Raw genomic sequence first — 21,951 nt, 5'->3', positions numbered from 1 at the left:
GAGCGGACGGGTATTCTTGAGCTAACAATTGCCCGTTCAAATCTACCCTTAATAACCGATTAGGCAAAATCGTCTTCGGCTTTTAAGGCTTACCTCATAATATATAATACCCCAAAAGATCAGGAAGTGTCATCAATTACCTCTAGAACCTTGATTCTGAAGGTGTTTTTAGGATATTCATTAGCCAAGGGGCTAAGGGGCTACAATTCTTGTATAGATTACTTTTCAAGACTTAAACAATGAAAAGCCCAGATGCAGTCCTTTTCCCTTACCTCCTTTGTCAATAAAAAACTACTAATCACGACATTAACTATAGACTGAGTGAAGCTTTATCATACTTTTTAGTTTACCAGAGACCTAGAGCGGACTAAATGGGAACCCAACACTACTAGGTTGAGTCTAGGGACTTAGAAAAGCAGGATCAGCATGGTAGGTTGAAAACCAAAGGCTTATTGTTTTATTCTCAGATAGTCCTCTAGTTTAGCCAGGAAAAGGGACTAGAGGGTTTTTACTCTAGCCCTAGGCTTAAGTGGGTTGGAATTAACCTAGAGATTTATTTGCCAAAAACGTAGATAGACAAATCTTGACGAAATTGACGCAATTCGTCTTTTAGCTGTTTCGCTTCAGCTAAACGTCGTTCTTGAAATTGACTTAAATCATCTTTCACCTGTTTGGCTCGATCTAGATGAAGTTGGCGTAATTCGTCCTCTAGCTGCTTCGCTGCCGCTAAACGCTGTTCTTGGAATTGACTTAAATCCTCTTTCAGCTGTTTAGCTCGATCTAGATGCTGTTGACGTAAGTCGTTCTCCAACTGTTTCGCTTCAGCTAAACGTTGTTCTTGGAATTGACTTAAATCGTCCTTTAGCTGTTTGGCTCGATCTAGACGCTGTTGCCGTAAGTCGTTGTCTAGCTGTTTCGCTGCCGCTAAACGTTGTTCTTGAAATTGACGTAAATCCTCTTTTTGCTTTTCCGCTTGAGCTAAACGCTGTTTTTGGGTAGCTGTTAAAAACAAGTGGCTTTCCTGTTGAACTTTTTGGAAAGACTGACGCAAGGCAGTTGCCTGTTCTTGCGCTTGTTTTTGTCTTTCAGTTTTAACATCCGACAAAAAAGCTTGGACTTCTTGCGAGAGTTTAGCTACCTCTCCAGCAATCGATAAACGCTCCTGGCGGAACTTTTCGATGAGAGCAGGCATGGGGTTGTCCTCAATTACTAAATACTATGGAATGGATTAGACCCAATCACCCGCTAGGAAAACCTTCACGGGGACTGGGGGGAGAGACAGTAGAGTCCGACTTTTCTTATCACCCCAAAGTTGAGATAGTGAACTACCCTATCAATTATAGACTATTGCGCCCCAAGAGAGGGTTAACTAAACTCAATAGGGATTAAAGAAAAGCCGAGAATCTAGAAAACCTGGTCGGGTTTTAACTGAGCAGATAGGAGAATCTGGGATCAATCCTTAAGCAGGAACCGCTGCAGATTGAGTCAGACCAACTGCTTCAGCATATTTGAGGTAGGTTTCAACCGAAGCGATAACTACACGAGCTTCAATCGCTAATAATTCGATTCCGACGAGAGATACGCGAGCCCAAGCATCAATAACGATACCTTTATCAAGGATACGATCGATAACTTCAGCTAAGCTAGAGGAAGAGTTGGTTTTTTCGACTGCCATGGTAATAGACCTTGTTTGTTAGTTGTATAGAAAGTGTACAGTGCTGATCCCAAAGTTGATATATCGAGCTACCGCATCTCAGGGGCGCGGCTTCCTAGCCCAAGAATGACCTTCTATTCCGAAAAATAGTGAGTCTCACACTCTGGTGATAGGGGGTAAACCTAGCTGCAAGGGTCAAAACACATTTGCCGTGCCAACCTTGTCAATTATAGAGCACTACGCCCCAAGAGAGGGGTAACTGGACTCAATAGGGATTTAAAGAAAATCCGAGGATCTGGAAAACCCAGTCGGGTTTTCACTCAGCAGATAGGAGAATCTGGGATCAATCCTTAAGCAGGAACTGCTGCAGATTGAGTCAGACCAACAGCTTCAGCATATTTGAGGTAGGTTTCAACAGAAGCGATAACTACACGAGCTTCAATCGCTAATAATTCGATTCCGACGAGAGATACGCGAGCCCAAGCATCAATAACGATACCTTTGTCAAGGATACGATCAATAACTTCAGCTAAGCTAGAGGAAGAGTTGGTTTTTTCGACTGCCATGTTAATAGACCTTTTTGTTGTTTGTATAGAAAGTTTACAGTGCTGATCCCGAAATTGATACATCAAACTACCGCATCTCAGGGGCGCGGCTTCCACACCAAAAATGACTTTCTATTCCGAAAAATAGTGAGTCTCACACTCTGGTGATAGGGGGTAAACCTAGCTACAAAGGACAAAATCACGTTTACAAAAATAACTTGTATGGGTCTAGCTTTGTTTTCGCTATCCGTTGCCGTGTCAACTTGATCAGTTATAGACTATTGCGCCCCAAGAGAGGGGTAACTAAACTCAATAGGGATCAAAGAAAAGCTAAGAATTTGGAAGCCCCAGCAGGGTTTTCACTGGGCTCAATCCTTAAGCAGGAACCGCTGCAGATTGAGTCAGACCAACGGCTTCAGCATATTTGAGGTAGGTTTCAACCGAAGCGATAACTACACGAGCTTCAATCGCTAATAATTCGATTCCGACGAGAGATACGCGAGCCCAGGCATCAATAACGATACCTTTGTCAAGGATACGATCAATAACTTCAGCCAAGCTAGAGGAAGAGTTAGTTTTTTCAACTGCCATGGTAGTAGACCTTTTTGTTGTTTTCATAGAAAGTGTACGGTGCTGAAGTCATGGAGGATTCAAAAACTTGCTTGTTTTTTTTGCCTTCATCACTTCAGCATATGAAGAATAACACCCTTTTTTTGTCGGTGTCAATAGCTAATCTCGATTTTTTCGTTAAGAAATGTAGTTAATTCTCAGTTTTGTGATTAATGAATGTAGTCAATTCTCAGAAAAGGCGGGTTAAGGTCGTTGCTGCTCCCCTTTTTTCTAAGCAAAACTTCCCATTGGGAGAGCAGGGCGAGCGCACCTAAAAACAAGACAAATACAAGAACCTTGGGGGGATAACTGGACTTACCCCCCCAAGAAAAATAATCAAACCCTTAGAAACTGTTTGTAAACAAGTATTTAAATCGCCAAAGTCCTTACTTGACAAAGATCCTGAGTTTTTAGTTCATTTGCTCTATAAATCGCCAAAACCTTGACTTGGCGAGCTTTTTACATTAATTTACAAACGTTTTCTTACCCCAAGGTACTCTTGGCGATTGTTCGACTACCCTTGATACCCTTGACTAGCTATAATCGACTCAGAAGGGTAGCTGGAGCCTGTTTTGATGGACACAGGACAAATAAACTAATAGTAAAAGCCTTGCAAAGCAAGGCTTTTAGGTGCTTAAGGCACGAATGTATTGAAATTTTAGTTTTAATGATCGCTATCTTAGGTGTTATTTGCGGGGACCAGGGGTGGACAGACTTGACAATCTAGCCATCACAATGCGAAGATGTGTGATGGGAAATTCTTGCTTCACAGAAACCTGCTTTTTGAGAGAGTCCCAACGAGTCTTACAGTCTCTCCACAAGCTTAAACTCCTGACTGCCCATCAGCATTTGTTGACAGGATTCTTATTCCTTCTGATCTTAAATTCTTGGCTGCATTCGTGATAGGTCTTGCATTCTGGACTTATTCATCTTTATATCATTTTTCAAAAGTAATGACAGACTTAGTTGATCATTTCAAAGCGCAATCCCTCTCGGAGAAAGGAATTGCACTTTCAGATGTTAGTCACGACTATTGAAAATTGGTATCAGCTATTTCTTCGGGGACTGTAGCCACTATTTTCAGAGATTGCTGTAATGGCGATTGGCTGACGTCCGTTTAGGTGGATTGACTGGCCAGAAATTGTCTTTGATAGTCTAAAAACTCGCCGTGCCATTCCGCAAAACGCCGCTCCCCATCTTTGACTAAAAATTGGCGGTAGGCTTCCGAGGAAATCCAAGGCTTTGTTGGACGTTGTTGGTCCCAACGAGCTTGGTATTCCGCCGTTGATTGACGGCATTGGTTGTGATAATTTTGGTGCCATTCGCGATAGCGCCGTTCTCCATCCCGCACGAGGGCTTGGCGATAGGCTTCTGAAGATAGACTCATGGTGTTACTCCTTTTCAAATCCCTTGATGGCTTGGCCAGGATTATAACACAATGGGTGAACTACCGAGCGCCGACCTCTCGTCAAGGTACGATACAGGCCTTTGCCCTCAGGGGCAAGGTTTTTTGGCTCTCTTAGGTTTGGTGGGTAAAATGTATTCTAAGATACAGTCTTGCTGGCGAGCTAGTGGAAAGAACCACAAAGACACAAAGGACACAAAGATTGATCGCTCTTATATAAGTTAAACTTATGTTACAAGGAATAAGAGAGCCATTTTTGGGACTTTGGCGGCCTGATTTGGCAAAGAAATGCCATATTTCTATTAGCACCGTTGTAAAAATCTCTGGAGAGTTGAGTTACTAATATGGTTAAAATTATCAGTCGTCAATCCTTGGGAAGAAAACCCGTTTACGATATTGGTGTAAAGAAAGATCATAATTTTTTGCTGGGCAACGGGTTAATTGCCTCCAATTGTTTTAATAAATCTCACTCTACCGCTTATGCTTACGTCACCTATCAAACTGCTTATTTAAAAGCTAATTATCCTGTGGAATATATGACAGCGTTACTAACTGCTAGTAGCGATAATCAGGATAAGGTGGAAAAGTATCGAGAAAACTGTCAGAAAATGAATATCGATGTCGAACCTCCCGACATCAATCGATCGCAAAAACATTTTACCCCGATTGGACGCAAAATTCTCTTTGGTTTGTCCGCAGTTAGAAATCTGGGCGAAAATGCGATCGAGGCTATTTTAAAAGCCCGGGAAGCTGCGGGAGGAAAGTTTACTTCTTTAGGGGATTTTTGCGAGCGTGTTGATTTGCGAGTGATCAACAAAAGAGCTTTAGAAACGCTAATTTATTGTGGTGCTTTTGATAAAATTCAACCTAATCGCCATCAATTAATTGAAGATTTAGAATTAGTAGTTGCTTGGGCGCAAAAACGCACCAAAGAGAAAGAAAGTGGTCAAATGAATATTTTTGATATGCTAGGAGGGAGCATAGAAAATAAACAAGAATCCGAGTTTGAACAGTCTCCCAGTGCCACCGCAGTGGAAGATTTTTCCCTACAGGAAAAGTTAAAACTGGAAAAAGAACATTTAGGTTTTTATGTTTCCGAACATCCTTTAAAAGCTTTACAAAGAGCCGCTCAAGTCCTATCTCCCATCAATTTAGCTGATTTAGAAGAACACAAAACCAGAAAAAAAGTCAGTGCCATTGTCCTATTAAATGCCGTCAAGAAAATTATGACCAAAAAAGGGACTCCCATGGCCTTTTTAACCCTAGAAGATGCCTCGGGACAGTCGGAAGCGGTGGTTTTTTCCGATAGCTACGAACGTCTGCAAAAATTATTAGTGGAGGAAGCAACTTTAATGGTGTGGGGAAAAGTGGATCGCCGAGATGATCGGGTACAATTAATTATCGAAGATGCGGAACCGATCGAAACCATTAAAATGGTGATGGTTAATTTATCACTGCAAGATGTTGTCAACCAAAATCGTCAAAATCTTCTTAAAAGTATTCTGCAATCGGGAGACAAACAAAAGGCAAAAGTTCCCGTTATTGCCACCATCGGTGCGGGAACTCAGCGTCAATTTGTGCGTTTAGGACAAAACTATTGGGTAGAGGATGACAATTCAGTGGTAGAGTCTCTGAAAGTTGCCGGTTTTCTGGCTAATTCCGCACCTCTGATTAATCATTAAATGCTAACTGGCAATCACCCAAGGGCCATGATTGCGCCAATATTGTTTCTGTAAAACCTTTTCGATTTCTGGTTTCGATAATAATTCTTTTTCCACCCACAAAATCAAGATAAATATGGATTTTGATCAACTCTTTGACACTATTGCCACTCTTGTCCTCCATCATTCTCCTAGTGGGATGGAAACGGAAATCGATCGCTTTTTACTAGAACGCTTTCAAGAGTTAGGATTAGAAACATGGCAAGATCAAGCGGGAAATGTCATCGGCAAGATTAGAGGACGGGATTCGACTAAAAAAATTGCTATTACCGGTCATAAAGACGAAATTGGGGCTATTATCAAAGCAATTAATCCCGATGGTACTCTGCAAATTCGCCAACTCGGGGGAGCTTTTCCTTGGATTTACGGAGAGGGAGTGGTGGATATTATCGGTGATAAAGGAACCAGATCGGGGATTCTCTCCTTTGGTTCCCGTCATATTTCCCATCAATCCCCGCAAAAAGTGCAGCAGGAAAACGCTCCCGTCACCTGGGAATCCGCATGGATAGAGACGAAATTGACTCCAGAAGAATTAGACGCTTGCGGGGTGCGCGTCGGTAGTCGAGTCGTGGTGGGAAAACACCGAAAACAACCCTTGCGACTAAAAGACTACATTGCCAGTTATACCCTTGATAATAAAGCTTCCGTGGCGATTCTTTTGGCATTAGCGGCCAGAATAATTAACCCTGCGGTGGATATATATCTGGTTGCCTCAGCTAAGGAGGAGGTAGGAGCATTAGGGGCCTTATTTTTTACCGCAAATAACCGCTTAGATGCTTTAATTGCCCTAGAAATCTGTCCCCTCGCTCCTGAATATCCGATTAAGGATGGCAGCAGTCCTGTGTTATTGTCTCAGGATGGTTACGGTATCTATGATGAGCAATTAAATCAAGAATTACGAATTGCGGCCGAAAAGGCGGGAATACCACTGCAATTAGCTATTATTAGTGGTTTTGGTAGCGATGCCTCCATTGCCATGAAATTCGGTCATGTAGCTAAGGCCGCTTGCTTAGGTTTTCCCACCCAAAACACCCACGGTTATGAAATCGCCCATTTAGGAGCCATAGCCAACTGCATTAGCATATTACAAGCTTATTGTCAACTAATTTAGCTATTTTTAGCAAAAAACCAGAGCATCAATAGAATAATAGCGATCGCTAGTCCGATAAAAACAGTATTTTTATGCTGCTCTAACTGCATGGGTGCGGGGGGTTCTTCTTTTTTCTGTTTATTTGTTCCCTTTTTAAATTGCGGTGCGCTATCGGGAAGTTTCTCTAAATCGGGAATCTTCGTCATCCACTCATCTGGGCGTTTGAGACGGGGAGCTTCGATAATATAAAGCAGACGCTTGGCCTGTTCGCGAATTTGATAGATAGGATGGGTAATAAGTTGCCTACAGATTTCACTAGCTTTCTCCCCCTCTCCTAACCCCTGATGGGCAGAAATTAACCAAATTTGAATCTCACCCCCTGCTCGAGATCCTAAGGAAATTAAGGCTAAAGCCGCATTTAATTGCTGGATACTAAGACGATATTGTCCACGCTCAAAGGCACTGATTCCAGCTTGATAAAGGTCTTGAAAAGAAAGATTTTCGGCCACGGAGTCAAGATCGAGATAAATGAAATTTTACATAAGTATAGCAACAGGTAAGAAGCAAAAGGAAACTCTCGGCCATTGAGAATGAGAATCTTGACAAAAATCTGTTAGACTTTCTGCTAAACCTGTTAAAGCTGTACGGCATGAAAGAGAGTAACTCCCTGTCACTAACTATATTAGTGATCGCCACCACAATAATTAGTGTAGTTTTGGGGATTTTATTTGACGAAAAAGCATCTTTATTAGGTATTTTGGCAGTTCCTGCCATGGTTGCTTCTTTTATCCATCCCCGTCTGGGATTATTAGCCCTGCTCATCTATCTTCCCCTGAGTAATACCGTCACTTTTGCCGTAGTGAGAGTTTTTCAGGTAAAGGGCAACTTCATTGGTGAAGAGCCATCCTATGCTCTCTACAAAATCGCCAAGGATGCCTTTTATTTACCAGCTTTAGCGGCAATTTTAATTAAAACCAAAACTTTTAAGCAATTAAGCCCGCAAATCAAGCCTTTTCTCCTCACGGCTTTAATTTTACTTGCCATCAGCTTGATAACTTTTCTTTTTGTCAATCTGCCCCAAGGATCAATTGTTGTGGGAATTGTGGGATTAAAAACCATCCTCGGTTATATTCCCCTGGTTCTCTGTGGCTACTATTTAATCGAGCAAAAACGGGATTTATTCGTGGTTAATCGGCTTTTAATCGTGATGATCTTAGTCTGTTGCAGTTTAGCTCTAATTCAATACTTTTTACTCCTCCAAGGCATCTGTCACAATAGTGAATTCTTCAATCAACTAGAAGTTAGTGCCCCCAAATCCGATACCCAATTTTATCCAGATATTACCGCCAAAGCCAGCTTGAAAGCTCAATGTTTTGTCGGGGGTTCGGTGTTGTATAATCCCGATCGAGGCTTAATTCGTCTCCCCGGCACATTTTCCGATCCTTGGCAATGGGGTTGGTTTTTAGTATCTAGTAGCGTCATCAGTTACGCAGCCAGTTTTAGTGATCCACAAAAAAGATGGCGCGTCGCTGGTTGGGTGGCCATAGTTTTAGTCTTCCTTGCGACTCTGGTTTCTGGACAAAGATTACCTTTTTTGCTAGTACCTTTGTTTTACTTAGTTCTTTTTATTGCTACTAGCAAAAATAAGCAAAAGTTACCATTAAAATTGGTAATTGTGGCGATGCTTTCCCTGCTCGCGGTGATGTTAATTCCCTTTATTCGGGAAAGAGGGCTAAATTTTATCGGTCGCTGGCTATATTCGTCTCCCATTGACTTTGTAGGCAATCAAATGCAGTGGGCCTTAAGATATTTACAGCTTTTTGGTTTTGGTTTAGGCACAGCTACCACTGGCGCTCGTCATATAGTGGGGGAAGATGGGATAAGACTAATTGAAACCTACTACGCTAAACTTATCTACGAAATCGGTATCGTCGGTTTTATCGCTCTTATGGCACTGGTGACAATTCTCTGTATTCTCACCTTTAAAGCCTATTTAAAAGTAAAAAATCCCGTTTTAAAGCATTGGGGTCTCTGTATCTGGATTTTTATACTTTTTATTAGCTATAATCCCTACTATTATCCTCTCTCCGTCGAGCCTATTTCTGTTTACTATTGGTTATTCGCTGGAATATTGCTAAAACTGCCAGAAATCAGCGATAAATTAGAAGATGAGGCGGGATTTCCCGAAAAAAAATGAAGTGGAGAATTAAGAGGATTTTTATCGATAATTACATTATCTCTCGACTGATAGGAGTTAACCGCAATGACAGAAGAAACCATTCCCTATTCCCTCGAATCTGTCCTTAAGGAAATTAAAGATAGTATTCAAAGTGTTGATCGAAAGCTAGACACCTTCCAGAAAGATGTTGATCAAAAGCTAGATAATCTCGAAAAAGATTTCGATCAAAAGCTAGAAACCTTACACAAATTGGTGGTGGGTTAATAATTGGGGGTGGGCGAACGCGGTGCGCCCCTACAGATAAACAAAATTGAATTTTTTGATTAATTCGATATTGGTGGTGGGCTAATTATTGGCTCTGGGCGAACGCGGTTCGCCCCTACTGTTTTATATTCTCGCTTAAAACAACAAATCTAAATATAATTCTTGTGATTGTTGATCGATTGGCAGATAATCTCGATCATTTGGCCAGTTTTTGGGATTGTTAATAATATATTCTCGAACAACTGCTAGATACTTTTCATCTCGAAGAATTGATTCATAATAATTGCGTTGCCAGATAGGAGTATCTGTGTTCTGTCGAAGCAAATTAATTCGTTTAGTAACCGCCGATTTAAACCCCGCAATACATGACGATAAAGAATTCGGTTTCTGCTGTAGGGGCGCATCGCGTGCGCCCAAATCTAGAGGCGCATCGCGTGCGCCCAAATCTAGAGGCGCATCGCGTGCGCCCAAACTCTGATCGTCGCCAGAATAATCATTAATTATAACAATTCCATGAAAATGATTGGGCATAATAACCCATTCATCCAATTTAAAATTAGGTGGAATTTTGCAGGTTTTTAGCCATTCATCAGCAACAATTTTTCCTAATTGATTAAGGTATATTTGCCCATTTTTGATTTCTCCAAACCAGGATTGTTTTTGGTAGGTACAAATAGTGACAAAATATGCTCCGGGTTGGGAATAATCATAATTTCTGAGGCGAATAGAACGACGATGATGTTTTTCAGGATCAAAGGTCATATATATTCCCGCAATACTAACAAAACCTCTTATCAATTCCCATCATAAGCGATCGCAATTCACACCGACGTATTTTTCCTGAAACCCCCAAAAAACCCAACCCCCCCAAAACCCGTAGGGGCGCGTGCGCCCAACCCCCACCAAAAAACCCCAAAAAACCCAACCCCCCAAAACCCGTAGGGGCGCACCGCGTGCGCCCCAATCCCGTGATTAACCCGATTATTGCTGGCGGGCGAACGCAGTTCGATAAACTCACTGACCACAGTTCGCCCCTACAAAATCGACCCGCCTAAGGGCGGGAAAGAAAAGAAAAAAGAAAAAATAGGAAATGAGGGTAAAAAGGGAAAAAAAGGGGAAAAGGGTTACAGAGTCCTCCCAGCACCGCACACCACCCGAAAACCGTAGAAGCTGCTGAAGTCGCGGCGGTTGTTGAAGCCGCGGTAAGCGGAACGGCAGAAATATGGATTGAAGCACCAAGAACCGCCCCGCAGAGGAGAACGATTATCATTCCCATTTTCTGTCCAGACACTGCCATCCCTCGGCGCACCGTCATAATTATCGTGCCAGGTATCGGCGCACCACTCCCAGACATTGCCGTGCATATCGTATAGCCCGAAGGCATTGGGGGGAAATTGTCCCACGGGAGTCGTTTGTTGTCGATATTCTCCCTTCGCTTCTTCTGCGTAGGTATTACTGGCACGGTAGTTGGCAAATTTCCCGGTAATGGTTTCCCCAAAGTAGAATGGGGTGGTGGTTCCAGCACGACAAGCGTACTCCCATTCCGCCTCACTCGGTAGCCGATACTCCCGTTTTGTTTCCCTTGATAGTCGTTTACAGAATTCCGTTGCTTGATACCAGTTGACAATTTCTACGGGTAGCTCATCCCCTTTGAAGTTAGAAGGGTTTGTCTCCAGGTCGATGTCTATTTTAGCGGTTGCGGCGATCGCTTTCCACTGGGACTGGGTGATGGGATAACGTCCCATGTAGAAAGAAGAAACGGTTACTCGATGTTGAGGTCTTTCCCATCTAAATCCGTCCCAGTTAAATTTTTTCACCAGTCTTTCGATTTCCTCGTCTTCTGTTCCCATCGTGAATGTACCCCCTGGGATGGCAATCATTTCTAAGGTAATGCCATTGCCCAAATCTTGGGCGAAATATTGGGACTGCTTCGACTCTTTTTTGATTTGCTCACCCTTCGCATTTACTCCCACGATCTCAAAGTTAAATACTGATAACAGTTTTTTTGGCTCTTCTGGAACGATTACCGATTGTTTTAGCTCTTCTGGTTCAAGCTTGAACTGATAGGTAATTGCTCTTTCTAGTTGCTCAAATCCGTTTTCTTTCCAATAATCAAGCCGGTGAATATCTCGCAGATTCAAGCCAACTTCTGCACTTCGCAGATCAGGAATTTCGCATTCTTCTAACCTCATAGGAATAAAAAAAATTGTCCCCGGTAGCATCTGTCCCAAGGTATCAAGTGCAATCCTCAACTCCCGTTGGATGTATCCCTGTTTAGCCGATTTCCCTGACAGACAGGCCAGAAAAATCTGACTAGCTTTAATCGCTTTCGGAATTTCATCTCGCCAAATTTGACCCGCAATCAGGTCTTCTTCATCCAACCAAGGTTTATACCCCGCTTGCTTAAGGCGGTTATACAGTGCCAAAACTGCTGGTTTGTCCTCACTGGCATGGGCCAAGAAAATTTGGATCTCTGACTTTTTCATAACTTTTTCTTATGACCACAAGTAGGGGAGAGCCAGATTAACTGGCAGAAAATCTCTAAATAAACCATTTAATTGATTATTACTCATTCTTAATTCTCCTGTCTCGGAGTCTCCTAACTACTGATTCCTCACCAACCAGGACAATTTGGGATTTTTACAGCAAGTCCACTTTCTCACTTTCCCCACCCGCGACCTTTTTCCGTTAGATTATAAATGGATACAAAACTTAACATTTTATCCAGAATCTACCGAGAGGGCAGACCGTGCGGCCAGATACCCTAGAAAATAACCAGCATTCAGCCGATAATTCGCTAGTTCCCGAAATTATCGCACTTAATCCTGAAATTGAGCCAGAGAAAACCGAATACTCGCCAAAACCGACAAAAACCAACTCTTGGCTATCGGGAGGAAAGGGTTTATTTATCGGTGTGGGATTGGGGGTTTTATTGACCCTAGGGGCGACTCGTTTCGCTAATCGACCCCAAACAGCCCAAAACCCCAATACTCAGCCCGTAGCGGCAAAAAATGAAGCACCAGCACAAACAGTAACCACCACTAGGGTAGAATCTACTCCCGTGGCCCGCACCCTGAAAGCGACTGGAAGCGTGGCAGCCGATGAATTAATCCCGATTCTTTCCCAAGCGACAGGACTACAAATCAAAGAAATCTTTGTCGATGAGGGTGATATCGTTAGCCAAGGTCAAATTCTCGCTCGTCTCGATGATACCGTCCTACAAGCGCAATTAACCCAAGCACAGGCAAATGTCGCCCAATCCCGAGCGCGTTTGGCAGAATTGCAAGCGGGGAGCCGTAAAGAGGAGATCGCTGGAGCTAAACAAACTATTCAACGCATAAAAGCCGAAATTAGTCAAGCTCGATCGGATTGGGATTTGGCTAAAAAACGGGTCCAGAGAAACCAAAGTTTAGAAGCGGAAGGAGCGATCGCCCGGGATCGTCTCGATGAAGTCCTCAACGAAGAAAGAAACAAAGCGGCGATCGTACAACAGACCCAATCCCGTTTAGGAGAAGCAGAGCAGCAGCTGGCACAATTGCAAGCGGGCAATCGTCCTGAAGTGATCGCCCAAGCTACAGCCCAATTAGCGGAAGCTCAAAGCCGTTTAGCCATTGTTAAAGCCCAATTAAACGAGACGCGCCTGATTTCCCCAGTCAGTGGCAAAATTGCCGAAAGAAATGGCCGCATCGGGGATACCACCAACGGTCAAAATGCTCTCTTTAAAATCATCGAAAACGGCCGTTTAGAGCTAAGATTGCGGGTTCCTGAGAATCAATTGCCCTTAATCCGCGTCGGAGCGCCCGTTACTATCACTTCCGATGCTAATAGCAGTTTAAAATTATCAGGACAGGTGCGCGAAATTAATCCCATCGTCGATGAGGCATCCCGTCAAGCAACGGTTAAAGTCGATTTAACCGACAATACAGGGTTAAAACCGGGGATGTTTTTACGAGGTGCGATCGTGACGAATACTAGCAATAGTTTAACCGTCCCCATGACCGCGGTTTTACCTCAAAAAGATAATCAAGCTCTAGTTTATTTAGTGGAACCTGATAACACTGTTACCGCCAAAACTGTGCAATTAGGTCAAATTATGCCCAATAACCGCGTGGAAATTCTCACCGGTTTACAAGCGGGCGATCGCATTGTGGTCAAAGGGGCAGCCTATCTCGGTGATGGCGACAAAATTACAGCAATCAGCGATCAGTAATCAGTAATCAGTGATCAGTAAACAGTAATCAGTAATCAGTGATCGGTGAAAAGACAGTAGCAAACTGCCATTTGATCAGGCTCACTTAATATATACTGCTCACTCAAAACTTAAAACTTAAAACTCAAATCTGATAACTGATAACCGGTAACTGAAAACTCACATCTGGTAACTGATAACCGGTAACTGAAAACTCACATCTGATAACTGATAACTTACCCACTGATAACTGATAACTGATAACTGATAACTGAAATTATGGCTTTTAATATTTCTAATTGGTCTATCAAAAATCCCATTCCCACGATCCTGATCTCCCTGGTTATGGCCTTAATGGGATACATTGCCTTTCTAGGATTAGGGATCGATCGCTCTCCTAATATTGACATTCCGGCCGTGATTATCACTGTTAATCAACCCGGCGCAGGTCCAGAGGAATTGGAAACCCAAGTCACCAAAAAAGTCGAGGATGCGGTGGCTGCTTTGGGTAATATCGATCAAATTACTTCTACCGTTAACGAAGGCAGCAGCACCACCACCGTTAACTTTATCCTTGGCACTAACAGCGATCGCGCTACCAATGATGTACGCAATGCCATAGCGCAAATTCGGCAGGATTTACCCCAAGATACTAATGATCCAATTGTCCAACGTTTAGAATTTGCCGGGGGTGCGGTGATGAACTACACCATCTCCTCCCCGAAAAGATCGATCGCCGAATTAAGTGATCTAGTTGATCGTCAAATTGGCCGCGCTTTAACGGGAGTGCCGGGGGTAGCACGAGTCGATCGCGTTGGGGGAGTCGATCGAGAAGTGCGTGTAGATTTAGATCCCGGTCGTCTGATCGCCTACGGTATCACGGCCACGGCGGTTAATGACCAAATTCGTAGTTTTAATATTAATTTACCCGGAGGGCGATCGGAAATCGCCGGCAGTGAACAAACTGTCCGCACCCTCGGCAGCGCTGAAACGATCGAAGATTTAAGAAATTATCAAATCTCTTTACCTAACGGTGATAGCGTCCCCTTAAGCAATTTAGGGACAGTTAGCGATAGTTCCAGTGATCCTCGACAAATGGCCCTCTTAGATGGGCAGCCAGTGGTGGGTTTTTCGATTTTACGGGGGACTGGCAGCACCTTGGTGACGGTAGAAACAGCAGTACGTCAAGAAATCGAGAATTTAAAGAAAAAACTGCCCGAAGATATTAAATTTCAATTAATTTTTACCCGTGCTGACTCAATTCGTGCTAGTTACGAAAGTCTTCTGAGCGATCTCCTGATTGGTTGTATGATGACGGTGATCACGGTGGGTCTATTTTTAGGCAATTGGCGCGCCACGATTATCACGGGTTTGGCCCTGCCTTTGTCGATTTTCCCGACTTTTTGGGTGATGCAGTCCCTAAATTATACCCTTAACGGCATGACTCTACTGGCCTTAGCTTTAGCTTTGGGTAATCTGGTGGATGATGCGGTGTGTATGGTGGAGGACATCGATCAACATTTAGCTATGGGTAAAAAACCCCTGCCAGCGGCTTTTGATGCCTCAAAAGAGATTGGATTAGCCGTTTTAGCCAGTGCGGCGGCAATTATGGCGGTATTCCTGCCGGTTGCTTTTATGGGCGGTGTGCCGGGGCAATTCTTTCAACCTTTCGGCGTTACGGTGGCGGTTTCTACCTTGTTTTCCAGTTTGATCGCTGTCACCGTCACCCCGATGTTAAGTGCCTATATTCTACAGCCGAAAAAGCTCAAAACTGGTGATAATAATCCCTCCTCGCGCCCCCGTTTTCGTCCCTACAAAAGTTTGTTAACTTGGGCTTTACGTCATCGAATCCTGACTTTATTGGCGGCTTTGGCCTTTTTTATCGGTAGTTTACAGTTAGTTCCCTTGATTCCAAAAGGGTTATTTAGTTCCGGGGATACTGGATTAAGTACGATCAGTCTAGAATTGCCTCCCGGTGCGACTTTGAATGATACTGTTGCCGTGGCTAATCAGGTGAATAGTTTACTGCAAAAAAATCCCGCCGTCGCTAATGTTTTGGCTATTCCGGGAGATTCGGGACGGATAAATACGGGCTTAATATATGTTAATTTGGTTCCTAAGGAACAGCGATCGCTAACTCAACGGCAATTTGAGGAACAAACCCGTCGGGATTTCCAGAAGATACCGGGGGCTAGAGTGACTTTTCGAGCGCAGGGGGGAGCAGGAAGCACTAAGGATGTCGCTATTATTTTAAAAAGTGAAAATGGCGATATTTTAACCCAAACTGCCCAAAAATTAGAGCGACAAATGCGAGCTTTACCCGGTTTTGTCGAGGTCAGTTCCGGGGTAAGTTTAGTTAAACCGGAGATTATTATTCAACCGGATCCTGTCCGAGCTGCCGATCAGGGAGTCTCAGTCAGAGTGATCGCCCGTACTGCATCTTTAGCTTTAATCGGCGATAATGAGTTTAATTTAGCTAAATTTAACCTTGCTGACCGACAAATTCCCATCCGGGTGAAAATTGCCAATGATGGACGCAGCGAGATAGAAACTCTGCAAAATTTGCGCGTTCCTAGCAGTAATGGGACGTTAGTTCCGCTTAACTCGGTGGCGACAATTAGCTTAGGTAGTGGACCTGCGGAAATTCAACGCTTTAACCGTCAACGTCAGGTTAATATTGGAGCTAATTTAGAGGGAGTTTCTTTGGGAAGTGCGGTGACACAAATTCGCGCTTTACCAATCATGAAAAACTTACCCCCAGAGGTGACAGAAGAACCCTTTGGTGATGCTCGCATTATGCGCGATATCTTTGCTCGTTTTTTGGGGGCGTTAAGTTTAGCAATTATTTCTATCTATGGGATTCTGGTATTGTTGTATAACAATTTTCTCTATCCCCTAGCGATTTTAACTTCCCTTCCTTTATCGATTGGTGGTACTTTAATCGCTCTTTTAATTACCCAAAAAGAGTTAGGTTTATACGCTTTAATTGGCATAGTTTTACTGATGGGGTTAGTCACTAAAAATGCGATTCTGTTAGTAGATTTTGCCCTGAGTGGTATTGAGTCAGGGAAACCGCAATTTAAGGCGATGATTGATTCGGGAGTCTCTCGTTTACGACCAATTATTATGACCTCCGTTTCCACAATTGCCGGGATGTTACCGATTGCTTTAGCTTTAGGTGCAGATGGGGAAATTCGCGCACCGATGGCAATTGCTGTTATTGGTGGTTTTACCACTTCCACCCTATTAACTTTGGTGGTTGTACCGGTAATCTTTACTTACATCGATAGTTTTTACTATTGGTTGCGGGGATTATTTGTTAAACAAAAACCCACGTCGATTTAGTAGTAATACCGCACAGAAAACGGGTTTCTCGGAGAAACCCGTTTTCTACTTATGCACTCATGCAAAAAGGGGAATAAATAATCAGTCTTTAATAACCAGATTTAGTATAAAATATCTTGCTGAAAGCTTGAGAAAAAACCCAGAAAAACTAACCCATGAATCCCTTGACAGTCACACATCAAACTCTATCTCTTCCCCCCATGGGCTGCGGTACTTGGGCCTGGGGAAATCGTCTTCTCTGGGGTTATGATGAGAGTATGGATAGCCAGTTACAAGCGGTTTTTAATCTCTGCGTCGAGCGGGGTGTCACCCTATTTGATACGGGAGACTCCTACGGGACAGGCAAACTCAACGGACAGAGTGAGAAGCTATTAGGACGCTTTACAGGGGAATATAGCGGTTATAACGCTGATCATATCCGTATTGCCACCAAACTCGCCCCTTATCCTTGGCGTTTAACCCGTCATGCCATGGTGAAAGCTTGTCAAGCTTCGGCAACCAGATTAGGTCGCCCGGTGGATTTAGTGCAAATGCACTGGTCAACGGGCAATTATGCGCCATGGCAGGAGGGGGGATTATTAGACGGATTGGGGGATTGTCTGGAAAAGGGGTTAGTTAAAGGAGTCGGTTTATCCAATTTTGGACCGAAAAGATTGAAGTCTGCCTATCAAAAGTTTGCCAGTCGCGGCATTCCTATTACCAGCTTACAGGTACAGTATTCTCTCCTTTCTACCTATCCTCTCACTGACTTAGGATTAAAGGAACTATGTGATCAATTTGGTATTAAAATTATTGCCTATAGTCCCTTAGCTTTGGGTTTATTAACGGGGAAATATCGAGATAATAAAAACTTACCCCCAGGATTACGTCGCTTCCTTTTTGGTCAATTAATTCCCGCTATTTCTCCTCTGATTAGTTGCCTAAAAGTTATCGCCCAAGCTAAAAATAAAACTATTAGCCAAGTTGCTTTAAATTGGTGTATCTGTAAGGGAACAATTCCTATCCCCGGAGCTAAAAATGTTCGGCAAGCTGAGGATAATTTAGGTGCTTTAGGATGGAGTTTAGACAGCGGGGAAATAGCAGAATTAGATAAAATTGCCGTGGGTTTGGATAAAAAAATGGTACAAAATATCTTTCAAACTAAGTAGGGTTTGCTGAAAAAGCTTGTTGGTGGGGTGTGGAAAGAACCACAAAGACACAAAGGGCACAAAGATTGATCGCTTATAAGTTAAACTGATCAGACAAAGAATAAGAGAGCCAATTTCCCCCCGATTACTCAAAAAACCAGCAATTTTTGAGGTCAAAAAAGCCTAAAGATATTATCCAAAAAGGTTTCTAGATTTATTCAGCAAACCCTACTTATCTTGAGAGACCAATTTTAAGCTAGGACGGGGTTGGATTGTTCCCCCGTAAGCGACGGCAGTATGAGGAGATAGGACAAGATGAGGAGATACACCCAAAGAAATTCGATAGATTTCCCCAGCTTTATCGATTAATTGCTGTTTAACTGACTCTTTCGGCAAATTTTGCCGCCAAGCTAGGGGAATCCCCTCGATCCCGTTGTACAATCCCGCCCAAATTCCCGCTAAAGTGGTGGTTAATTGCCGTTGATAGGGACTAGAATTAGCACGACGCACGCTAACGGCGAAATCCTCGCTCGTTTGCAGAAAGGTATAGAGAGAAGCTGCGATCGCAATTCCTAAAGGTGAGATATCTTTCACCCAAGCCGATAAAGTGGACTCTAGGGGACGATTTTGCCCTAAAGCTGACTGAATCTGCTCTAATAGCTTATTCTTGGGGTTAATAGTTAGTAATTGCCCGATTAACTGATTTAAAGGCCTTTTTCCCTGTAATAACATACCTACCGCCTCTCCCCAAATTATCGCTTCTTGTCGGGTTAACTCGGAAATTAAACCCTTTTTCAGCCAAAAATTTAATCTAGCTTGCCAACGTTCCTTATGGTCAGGCCAGGTTAAAATTTCCGGCAACAGCACAAATAATAACGCCGATTCCGACTGCTGCCTAGCTGCGATCGCAATGGGCAAATCTTCCTGAGATTGCAGAGCTTGCAAAAGCAGGGTCGTCCTCGGTGTAGCCTCATAGTTAAAGGCTGGTATTAGGGGTTGATTATGCAAGGATTCCCCAATATATGCCCCGATTAACCCTCCCTGAAGGCGATCAAGGGGTGAAAAGACCTTCTGCATAAATTAGCTCAATTTGCCCGGTAGGTGACTTCCCCAACTTTGCCCGGTTGCCCCAGTTGTTTAGCATTGGCATTATTAACCGCAACGTAAACCCCGCCGGCATTACCCGCTCTCACGGTTAATTCTCGGTTTGCTTGCCAAGTGCGATGGCTTCCCTGGGGCAGCACACCCTCAAATTCTGTCTTGCCATCCACCACCACCCGCATCCAGCAGTCATCTTCCAGTTTTACCTCCACCACCAGCTGCTGATTATTGCTGGTTTTGTTGGCTACTGGTTGAAGGGGGTTGCTTTTCGGTTGGACAATTTGCTGTTGTGGTAAGGAAGGCGGTGGTAAGCGATTCGATTGCAGTACCGATTTTTGCAGGACGTGGGATAGGGTTTGTACGGAACCAATAACTAAGATTAAATAGAGAAAATAGAGATGAATCGGGCGAATTTGAAGACTCGGCAGCGATAAAGATGGTTTTGTTCCCCTGAAAAAGTTATTGACCTTGGTGGGAAAACGCCGGCTAATCGTCTCACCATCCAGGGACAGACTATCGGCAAATTGTTTGATTAACCAACGAATATAAATCGGTTCGGGCAATGCCTCCAAATCCCCCGCTTCCAGTGCTTCTAGGCGATGGCGCGGGATTAGGGTTTTCTGGGCAATTTCCTCGAGAGAAAGGGACTGTTCTAGGCGATTTTTTTGCAAATAAACGCCGATTTCCAGTAATTTGGTTCGTTGTTTATGCTGGGGATCAAGTTGTGATTGGAGAAGGCGAAACATATCGCTATTAGGGGCTGACTTTCAGCTTAGTTAATCTGGTTTTTTAAATATTTCAGTTCATCAAGGGTTAAAAAACGGTAATGACCCAAGGGTAAGGGGGAATTATTACCAGAGTTTAGTTTAATAGGACCGATGGCACTGCGATGAAGTTTCAGGACGTGATAACCTAATTCTTCAGCTACAGAGCGAATCTGCCGATTTCTTCCCTCCACTAAAATAACTTCTAGTAGGGTTTTTTGGTCGGTTTGCTTGAGTATCTCAACCTGTGCGGGTAAGGTTTTTTTTCCCTCTAAGAGGATACCTTCTCGCCAACGCTGGAGAGCAAGTGTATCAATCGCACCATCTAGCCAAACCCGATAGGTTTTGGGCAAATGATAACGGGGATGGGTGAGGGTGAGGGTGAGTTGACCGTCGTTGGTGAGGAGTAAAGCCCCAGTGGTGTTGATGTCCAACCTTCCTACGGGATGTAACCCCGTCTCGCTGGCGAGGGAGTCGGGCAAAAGGTCAATCACCGTCGGCCGGTTTTGTGGATCCTTACAGGTAGAAACCACGCCAATGGGTTTGTTGACCAGTATATACAATCTTTTAGGACGATTGGCCGGTTCAATTTTTTTTCCGTCTATCTCTAGGTGATCTTTTTCCGGGTCGGCTTTTTCTCCTAACTGCACGATTTTGCCATTCCGTCTGACTCGTCTGGCCACAATCATCTCCTCCGCCCTTCTTCGGGAGGCAATCCCCCACTGGGCAAGGATTTTCTGGACTCTCTCCGCCATTTTTTTTTTATTTTTAACCCTTTCTATCTCCTATTATAGGCATCCTAAAAGGGTTTTTTCGCCCAAAAAGTGAAGAAAAACCGAATATCTCCGGCTGCCTCTTTGATTTTTTTCTTGGAAAACTTCTGAAAAAAAAGAGGAGTGATCCCTTGACTTGGGCGGCGGCTTCGGTTATACTTTTCTTATAATGGGAATCTGTGCATTTTTTTTTTGACTCAAACACTCCATTATATATAAAGTCTTATAAAAAGATCATCTCAAAAAGCCGTGAAAAAAGCAAGCAAAATTTTGCCGACAATTGTTAAAAAAGTCGGGTTAATTTTCCTTACGGGGGGATATGACTTTAAACGGGTTATTTCTCGGTTAAGTAGTCTTGCAAAATAAATTTCCTAGTGAAGATAGGCAAGAGGCAAGAGACAAAAGGCAAAAGCTTTATCGAAATATCTAACTAATTTTGCCTAGGTACTTATCCAAGCGGTAAACCTTGATTGATGATGAATTGAGGACGTAAATGACGGAGTTTGCCTCTCTTTGTTATAATTCAAAGGCTAGGCTATAATAACTCTTCATAAATACCGATAATTTTGGTCAAAGATGTAAAAAAATGAATATTCAACTCGTGGAATCTCTAGTTAATGCAATTAAATCCTTGTCCCTAGAAGAACAGGAATTGTTAGGAAAAAAACTCAAAGATCACCCCTCTTGGGAAATTGCATTAGAACGAATTGACGCAACTCGAAAAGCCATTTATGAACGTCGTCAGGGAAACCCATTTGAAACCGGTGTTACTGAAATTATTCATCAAATGAGAGAAGAAAGAAATCGGCAATTGATAGAAGTGCGATGCCGAAGGCACTGCGTAGCAGTACGCCGATCTGGTAGGGGGCGTGTTTGCGGTTACTAATTCTGATGAAAAACTACAATTAATAATCCGCCGTAACGCCCAAATTTATCATCAAATTGGTGCGTTACGTTGTCAAATATCATCTTCAGTTAATCCTGAATCTTTGAGAATACCTTTTAATGTTCCTATCGGTAAATCTCGATTTACATGGGTTGGTATAACAATAATTGCAGAAACATTTTCGGTTCTTCGTTACTTGGTATGGTTCGATAGGGGGGCATAAATCGACTAAATCCTTATCTGGCAAGAGATTTAATTGATTAGTTCGCTCCAGATCGCAAACAATTGACAAAAATTGC

At 43.2% G+C, this 21,951-nt stretch carries 18 protein-coding genes and 2 pseudogenes; 8 read left to right on the top strand and 12 right to left on the bottom strand.

The window, feature by feature from the left end; all coding sequences use genetic code 11:
• Positions 1 to 553: 553 nt before the first annotated feature.
• The 5 genes from gvpC to EWV60_RS14975 all read right to left on the bottom strand — a co-directional run bounded on the left by gvpC (position 554) and on the right by EWV60_RS14975 (position 4,195).
• A complete protein-coding gene (gene gvpC, locus EWV60_RS14995) occupies positions 554 to 1,192 on the bottom strand; it encodes a gas vesicle protein GvpC (protein ID WP_287233103.1) in 639 nt (212 codons plus the stop codon).
• Between the two features lie 267 nt (positions 1,193 to 1,459).
• Complete coding sequence (gvpA, locus tag EWV60_RS14990) at positions 1,460 to 1,675, bottom strand: gas vesicle structural protein GvpA (RefSeq protein WP_002735503.1); 216 nt, start codon at positions 1,673 to 1,675, stop codon at positions 1,460 to 1,462.
• Between the two features lie 329 nt (positions 1,676 to 2,004).
• Complete coding sequence (gene gvpA / locus EWV60_RS14985) at positions 2,005 to 2,220, bottom strand: gas vesicle structural protein GvpA (RefSeq protein ID WP_002735503.1); 216 nt, start codon at positions 2,218 to 2,220, stop codon at positions 2,005 to 2,007.
• A 354-nt stretch (positions 2,221 to 2,574) separates the two neighbouring features.
• Entirely contained in the window at positions 2,575 to 2,790 is a 216-nt protein-coding gene (gene gvpA / locus EWV60_RS14980) for a gas vesicle structural protein GvpA (RefSeq protein WP_002735503.1), read from the bottom strand.
• A gap of 1,135 nt (positions 2,791 to 3,925) precedes the next feature.
• A complete protein-coding gene (locus EWV60_RS14975; protein WP_287233101.1) occupies positions 3,926 to 4,195 on the bottom strand; it encodes a hypothetical protein in 270 nt (89 codons plus the stop codon).
• A gap of 362 nt (positions 4,196 to 4,557) precedes the next feature.
• Here EWV60_RS14975 and EWV60_RS14970 point away from each other — a divergent pair, with 362 nt between their 5' ends.
• Both EWV60_RS14970 and EWV60_RS14965 read left to right on the top strand, forming a co-directional pair.
• Positions 4,558 to 5,895, top strand: coding sequence for a helix-hairpin-helix domain-containing protein (locus EWV60_RS14970; RefSeq protein WP_193977617.1), 1,338 nt, complete (start codon positions 4,558 to 4,560; stop codon positions 5,893 to 5,895).
• A 115-nt stretch (positions 5,896 to 6,010) separates the two neighbouring features.
• Positions 6,011 to 7,045 (top strand): M42 family metallopeptidase, encoded by a 1,035-nt coding sequence (locus EWV60_RS14965; RefSeq protein ID WP_287233099.1) that lies wholly within the window; start codon positions 6,011 to 6,013, stop codon positions 7,043 to 7,045.
• Here the strand turns inward: EWV60_RS14965 and EWV60_RS14960 are convergent.
• On the bottom strand, positions 7,042 to 7,533 hold the full coding sequence (locus tag EWV60_RS14960) for a hypothetical protein (RefSeq protein WP_002755330.1): 492 nt from the start codon (positions 7,531 to 7,533) through the stop codon (positions 7,042 to 7,044). The genes EWV60_RS14965 and EWV60_RS14960 overlap by 4 nt on opposite strands.
• A gap of 140 nt (positions 7,534 to 7,673) precedes the next feature.
• Here EWV60_RS14960 and EWV60_RS14955 point away from each other — a divergent pair.
• Together EWV60_RS14955 and EWV60_RS14950 are read left to right on the top strand one after the other, a co-directional pair.
• Positions 7,674 to 9,234, top strand: a pseudogene (locus EWV60_RS14955) (hypothetical protein).
• Positions 9,235 to 9,287: 53 nt separating this feature from the next.
• Complete coding sequence (locus tag EWV60_RS14950; RefSeq protein ID WP_287233097.1) at positions 9,288 to 9,467, top strand: hypothetical protein; 180 nt, start codon at positions 9,288 to 9,290, stop codon at positions 9,465 to 9,467.
• 135 nt (positions 9,468 to 9,602) lie between these two features.
• On the opposite strand, the gene EWV60_RS14945 is transcribed toward EWV60_RS14950, so the two are convergent.
• The gene (locus EWV60_RS14945; protein WP_287233095.1) at positions 9,603 to 10,229 is read right to left on the bottom strand and encodes a transposase; all 627 of its coding nucleotides are present in this window, start codon (positions 10,227 to 10,229) and stop codon (positions 9,603 to 9,605) included.
• Between the two features lie 362 nt (positions 10,230 to 10,591).
• Entirely contained in the window at positions 10,592 to 11,953 is a 1,362-nt protein-coding gene (locus tag EWV60_RS14940) for an SUMF1/EgtB/PvdO family nonheme iron enzyme (RefSeq protein WP_287233093.1), read from the bottom strand.
• Between the two features lie 263 nt (positions 11,954 to 12,216).
• On the opposite strand from EWV60_RS14940, the gene EWV60_RS14935 reads away from it, so the two are divergent.
• The 3 genes from EWV60_RS14935 (at position 12,217) to EWV60_RS14925 (ending at position 18,149) form a co-directional block, all read left to right on the top strand.
• A complete protein-coding gene (locus EWV60_RS14935) occupies positions 12,217 to 13,677 on the top strand; it encodes an efflux RND transporter periplasmic adaptor subunit (protein WP_069475171.1) in 1,461 nt (486 codons plus the stop codon).
• Between the two features lie 258 nt (positions 13,678 to 13,935).
• Complete coding sequence (locus EWV60_RS14930; RefSeq protein WP_287233091.1) at positions 13,936 to 17,001, top strand: efflux RND transporter permease subunit; 3,066 nt, start codon at positions 13,936 to 13,938, stop codon at positions 16,999 to 17,001.
• Positions 17,002 to 17,156: 155 nt separating this feature from the next.
• On the top strand, positions 17,157 to 18,149 hold the full coding sequence (locus EWV60_RS14925) for an aldo/keto reductase (protein WP_287233089.1): 993 nt from the start codon (positions 17,157 to 17,159) through the stop codon (positions 18,147 to 18,149).
• A 207-nt stretch (positions 18,150 to 18,356) separates the two neighbouring features.
• Here EWV60_RS14925 and EWV60_RS14920 read toward each other — a convergent pair whose 3' ends face one another.
• Genes EWV60_RS14920 through EWV60_RS14910 form a run of 3 tightly spaced genes read right to left on the bottom strand, consistent with a single transcriptional unit; the run spans position 18,357 to position 20,748 of the window.
• Positions 18,357 to 19,205 (bottom strand): ADP-ribosylglycohydrolase family protein, encoded by an 849-nt coding sequence (locus tag EWV60_RS14920; protein WP_287233087.1) that lies wholly within the window; start codon positions 19,203 to 19,205, stop codon positions 18,357 to 18,359.
• Between the two features lie 8 nt (positions 19,206 to 19,213).
• Positions 19,214 to 19,975, bottom strand: coding sequence for a helix-turn-helix domain-containing protein (locus EWV60_RS14915; RefSeq protein WP_002737528.1), 762 nt, complete (start codon positions 19,973 to 19,975; stop codon positions 19,214 to 19,216).
• Positions 19,976 to 20,001: 26 nt separating this feature from the next.
• On the bottom strand, positions 20,002 to 20,748 hold the full coding sequence (locus EWV60_RS14910; protein WP_002755340.1) for a pseudouridine synthase: 747 nt from the start codon (positions 20,746 to 20,748) through the stop codon (positions 20,002 to 20,004).
• Positions 20,749 to 21,352: 604 nt separating this feature from the next.
• On the opposite strand from EWV60_RS14910, the gene EWV60_RS14905 reads away from it, so the two are divergent.
• Entirely contained in the window at positions 21,353 to 21,652 is a 300-nt protein-coding gene (locus EWV60_RS14905; protein ID WP_287233084.1) for a hypothetical protein, read from the top strand.
• Between the two features lie 72 nt (positions 21,653 to 21,724).
• Here the strand turns inward: EWV60_RS14905 and EWV60_RS23290 are convergent.
• A pseudogene (locus EWV60_RS23290) lies at positions 21,725 to 21,835 on the bottom strand (type II toxin-antitoxin system HicA family toxin); the annotation flags it as partial.
• Between the last annotated feature and the right edge of the window lie 116 nt (positions 21,836 to 21,951).

The organism is Microcystis sp. Msp_OC_L_20101000_S702, assembly GCF_007095705.1.
Taxonomy (GTDB): domain Bacteria; phylum Cyanobacteriota; class Cyanobacteriia; order Cyanobacteriales; family Microcystaceae; genus Microcystis; species Microcystis ichthyoblabe_A.
This window is presented reverse-complemented; position numbering and strand designations above follow the sequence as displayed.